Raw genomic sequence first — 671 nt, 5'->3', positions numbered from 1 at the left:
CCCCCCAGCCCGCGCTTCCCCCGTCCACCGCCCTCCTCCGTGCGCCACCGCGGTCCACCGCGGCGCTGAAGGCCGGGCGTACCGCCAACACCGTGGCCCTGGGCGTGCGCCGCTGAAGCGCTCCGTTGCGCAGTGGGACGAAGAGTGTCCGGGGCCCCCGCGCGCCGGCAGCCGCGCGGCGCGGACAGGGCCCCCCTGGTGGAAGGGCACCCTCCCCTCGGGACCGAGCGGAGAGCCCCCGAAGGACGGCTGTCCCAATGAGACGGCACCGCTGAAGCTTGGGGAGCTGCACCACCGGTTCCGAATGGTCGAAGCCGCCGGGCAACAGCGAGGTCGGAAGGCAGATCCGCCATCCGATTCGCTTTCTCCACCCAGGCAGGGCCCACCCTGCCCGGAGCCAGACATGCCGCCCCAGGACGAACTGGATTCGAAATACACCCAGACGTCGTTTGAGACGCGCTCCAGGGTGGACGACGTCCTGAGCACCCACGACGCCAACGACACGCCGAGCGCCCGGTCCTCGAAGTACGAACAGGCGAAGAGACGTAACCGTCCGGCCAACGACGTGCCGGATCGCTTGAGGGCGGACGGGAAGCGTGCGTGACGAGCGGCGCGACCGATTGAAACGCGAGGCTTCAGGCCGCGTCAGCGGCGCGCAGGCGCTTCCACTC

At 70.8% G+C, this 671-nt stretch carries 1 protein-coding gene; it reads left to right on the top strand.

The genetic code is table 11. The annotated features are described in order from the left end of the window. Positions 1-403 precede the first annotated feature (403 nt). Entirely contained in the window at positions 404-604 is a 201-nt protein-coding gene (locus tag D7V88_RS42000; RefSeq protein ID WP_120545999.1) for a hypothetical protein, read from the top strand. Positions 605-671: the final 67 nt, after the last annotated feature.

The sequence above is a fragment of the Corallococcus terminator genome (genome assembly GCF_003611635.1).
Classification (GTDB): Bacteria; Myxococcota; Myxococcia; order Myxococcales; family Myxococcaceae; genus Corallococcus; species Corallococcus terminator.
Note: the sequence above shows the minus strand (reverse complement) of the source record. Positions and strands in the feature narration are given on the sequence as shown.

Bases quoted from the DNA above. Each gene is read 5' to 3' on its own strand.
- D7V88_RS42000 (WP_120545999.1), top strand. From the start codon at position 404: ATGCCGCCCCAGGACGAACTGGATTCGAAATACACCCAGACGTCGTTT.